3 protein-coding genes are annotated in these 3,446 nt (G+C 44.4%); all 3 read right to left on the bottom strand.

The window, feature by feature from the left end; translation table 11 throughout:
* Positions 1-96: 96 nt before the first annotated feature.
* Genes IT084_RS17440 through IT084_RS17430 form a run of 3 tightly spaced genes read right to left on the bottom strand, consistent with a single transcriptional unit; the run spans position 97 to position 3,308 of the window.
* Positions 97-1,107: a site-specific integrase gene (locus IT084_RS17440; protein ID WP_195714158.1), complete on the bottom strand. Its 1,011-nt coding sequence runs from the start codon at positions 1,105-1,107 to the stop codon at positions 97-99.
* A complete protein-coding gene (locus tag IT084_RS17435; protein WP_195714157.1) occupies positions 1,094-2,080 on the bottom strand; it encodes a tyrosine-type recombinase/integrase in 987 nt (328 codons plus the stop codon). Before IT084_RS17435 ends, IT084_RS17440 begins: the two co-directional genes overlap by 14 nt.
* The gene (locus tag IT084_RS17430; protein WP_195714156.1) at positions 2,073-3,308 is read right to left on the bottom strand and encodes a site-specific integrase; all 1,236 of its coding nucleotides are present in this window, start codon (positions 3,306-3,308) and stop codon (positions 2,073-2,075) included. Before IT084_RS17430 ends, IT084_RS17435 begins: the two co-directional genes overlap by 8 nt.
* Positions 3,309-3,446: the final 138 nt, after the last annotated feature.

The raw sequence follows: 3,446 nt of genomic DNA, 5'->3' as shown, positions 1-3,446 counted from the left end.
CCTTATGCAAAGTAGATGATTATGCAAAGTAAACTCGTACAGACCATTAAATATAAGGATTTCTGTCTCATTTACTTTGCATAATCTTTGAGACTTCTACAGTCGAGACAGCCATGCAAGAAGTGCCTGATCCTCGTTCCAATCCGGCAAGCTACTGTTGACTAGTTCTGGATAGGCATTCTCGATTGCCTGACGCTTCGTCTCTGTATCGGTTCTGGCGTAGATCTCAGTAATTTTTAGATCGGAATGGCCTAGGAAATCACGGATATAAATGAGGTTAACTCCGGCCTGAAGAAGATGCATTGCCTTGCTGTGACGAAACATATGCGGTCTGACCCTAGACGGAATCAACGTTGATGATAGCCTAGCTTGTTCCACATATTTTGAGATGATGTAGGAAACCCCTTCTTTGGTTAGCTTACTATGCTGTTTATTGAAGAACAGCGGATACTCATTTTTCCAGTTTACATCAAGATGGTTTTCGTAAATATAACGTTCCAAGAGCTGGACAGTACCTTTCATGATGGGAACACGCCTAATCTTATTGCCCTTTCCAGTCAACACGATGATGGCCGGTGTGTTCAGGATTACATCACACACCTTGATGTCAATAAGTTCCTGTACCCTTGCCCCTGTGTCATAGAGGACACTCATCAGGGTCAGGTCACGCCGCCCGCGGATTGTCGTTTTGTCCGGTTGGGACAATAGGAACTGCATGGCCTCAGGAGTAAGGTGCTCCACAACTGCTTTGCCTGCTTTTTTGACAGGTATGGCAATGACCTTTTGAAAATGGTAAAGTCCTGATGGGTCTTCACACTGGGCATAACGGAAAAAGGAATGGATGGCAGCCAGCCGCTGATTTCGTGTCGATATACTGCATTTGCGCTCTGTTTCCAGCCATTCCAAAAACCTGGTAATCAGGCCTCCCGACAGGGTATTCATTGTAATATTTTCTGCTGCAATACCTTCTTTTTCTTGGCAGTAGCGGATCAGGAGTTTAAATGTATCGCGATAGGAACTGATGGTATTCCTGCTTACGTTTTTGTGGCCTGGTAGATATTCGGAAAGGAATCTGGTAAGATGCACTGCGAAATCAGTCGGTTTCATCTACATCACCTTCCAGCCCAGGGATCAGATCCGGATATTTCCCTTCCAGACGAATGGTGATATCCGGGAAAACATCTGCCGTCATCCTTAGATAATAAGCGGTCTCCTCGAAGGAATCGTGTCCCATGTAAGCTTTGAGGATTGGTAGATAAGCTGACAGGTCTTTGCCTTGTTCAACCCAGCGTTTCAGACAATGACAAGCAAAGGTATGGCGAAAATCATGGATCCGTGGGCCTTTGCCTCTGCCGCCATGAGAAATGCCGGCGCGCCAGAGAAATCTCCTGAAGTTATGGTAGACATTTTGTATTGTCATAGGTCTCCCGCCTACTGCAGGGAAGAAGTACGCCTTTTCGTCCGTGAATGGATGGACTTTCCGGGCATAATCCCGGCATCGCTTTGTAAGGGTTCCAGACATAGGAACAAGTCGGCTGTTATCTTTCTTGGAATGGTTAATGATAAGAATACCGTTATCAAGATCCACATCGCCAACCTTAAGGAGCCTGGCTTCGGACACACGCAGACCACAGGAGTATATCATCCTGAAAAACACTGGCATGATTAAGTGCCTGTCTGGACACTCGATACAGTAATGGCATTTATCAGTTTCTGCAAAAAAACGCTTCAGTTCATCCGGGGTATAAATATGTGGAATGTACTGCTCCTCTGTAGGGTAGTAGCCTTTCGGAATAATGTAAGCATCAAGTCCAAGGGAATCCATATATTTTCCGAACTGACGTATGATAGAAGCCCGCGAACATTGGTTGGCCTGCGCCTCATATGATCTCTTTTTGCCCCAGTCAAGGACAATTTCTTTTGAAAGTCTGTCTGCTGATGGATATTTGTCTATTGTAAACTCATCAAAGCGCTTCAGATGCCGGGCCTCGGTGTCATATTTGTATCCTATTGCTTTCTTGAGCTGTACGAAATCCTGAATGTGCTTACCAAAGGGACCCTCATAAATAAAATTACTCATTGCGGGTCACCTCCGGAATTTCCAGCGGGCATTCCTTCAGCTTCTTTAAGTCAACCTTGAGGTATACGGCTGTAGAATCGGTGTCGGCGTGACCAAGGATATCGGAGATGACCGCCAATGGCGTATCATTCTCCAGCATAAGCGAGGCCGCGGTGTGCCTTAAGGAATGCATCCCCCTTCGTTTCTTTAAGGTGGGAAGGTGTGCTTCGACCATGTAATGCTTGATTATCTGGTTAAGATGGTCTCCTTCAGTAAATGGAAGGAACGGCGCTGTATGCCGGATGAAGATATATGGGCTGTCCACCTTTGGTCGGCCATACCGGAGATAATCAATGACTGCCCATCCTACTTCCGGGATAAGGGGAAGTACCAGCGGTTCCTTTGTCTTAGATTGCGTTAATACCAGTTTTTTTGCTTCCCAATGGAAATTTTCCGTTTTCAGTTGTTTGATATCGGTACACCTAAGACCAAGGGAGCAGGCTAGAAGGATAATGGCATAATCACGTTTCCCCTTTGGGCTTCCACGGTCGATAGCGTTAATGAGCGCCTTAAGTTCATCCTTTGTCCATACAGATGGTATTCTTGTTTGTTTCCTTGCCTGAACCATAGGCGTCTTTGATGCAAAATCCGTGCTGACGATTCCCCTTTCCTGAAGAAAACGGAAGAACGTCCGCATTGAACAGATATTCTGCTCTACCGTTTTATAGGTATAACCGGCAAGTGTCCGAATATATCTGTTGATTAGTTCCAAAGTGATATCGCTGCAGTTGCTGATTCCCTGGGAAGCAAGATAGTCCATAAAATATGCAGATTGCTTTACATAGTGGTCAATAGTGGATTTTGAATAACCTTTTTCTTTACAGTAGTTTTGAAAATCATCACTAATGTTGATGTAATACGGATCTGTCAATATTTCCTTGTGCTTGTAATAGCGCCGCAGTACAGAGTGGTGAAGCTGAAAGTCACCTACCATCCTGATTACACGTAGCTCCTGAGTATCCTTTTGAGAAAGAGTTTTGTCAAAATCTTTTTCTAAAATATTAAAGTGCTTTTCAACAAAGTCGATACCCAGTTGTTCGCTGAAGTAGTTTTCTCCCCGAGACTTAGCAAAATCCAGAAGCATCTTCCAACGGCGACGGTAAAACTTAAGAGAACCTTCTGTATAGCCGAGTCGCATCAGTTCCTGTTCTAGTTCTTCCAGGAGTTTTGTTAATGGTTTGCTCTGCATGATCGTTCCCCCCAAATGATATTTGGGCTCAAGCCCTGATATCATCTTGGGAGATTATGCAAAGTAAATCCATAAAAAACTACATAAACATCGGCAGTTCAAGCATTTACTTTGCATAACTACTTTCTTTGCATAAGG

Origin of the sequence: Desulfallas sp. Bu1-1, assembly GCF_015594625.1 — a bacterium.
Lineage (GTDB): Bacteria > Bacillota > Desulfotomaculia > Desulfotomaculales > Desulfallaceae > JADNRQ01.
Note: the sequence above shows the minus strand (reverse complement) of the source record. Positions and strands in the feature narration are given on the sequence as shown.